Here is a 249-nt window from a genome sequence, read left to right as displayed (position 1 = left end):
CACAGACTGTTCAATACTGGTTGAAGTTAGTTGTGAGGCAAGTTGTGAATCAGAGCGAGAATCCAGTTCAGATAAGGAAACATGTTCACTAATTGTTTCAGACATAGCCACAGATAAACTTTGAGTAGATTCACTGTTAGCGACTGAAGTGCTATAGGCACTTGCTGAGGCTACTTGTGACATTGCTTCTGACAAGCTATGAGCGGATTCGCTGTTTGCAACGGATGTACTGTAAGCACTTGCTGAAGC

1 protein-coding gene is annotated in these 249 nt (G+C 43.0%); it reads right to left on the bottom strand.

Going from position 1 to position 249, the window contains the following annotated elements:
• A partial coding sequence (locus QP381_RS09290) for a hypothetical protein (RefSeq protein WP_285068743.1) occupies positions 1-195 on the bottom strand: 195 nt, incomplete at its 3' end.
• Between the last annotated feature and the right edge of the window lie 54 nt (positions 196-249).

It is taken from the genome of Pauljensenia sp. UMB6358 (assembly GCF_030216865.1).
GTDB lineage: Bacteria > Actinomycetota > Actinomycetes > Actinomycetales > Actinomycetaceae > Pauljensenia > Pauljensenia turicensis_A.
This window is presented reverse-complemented; position numbering and strand designations above follow the sequence as displayed.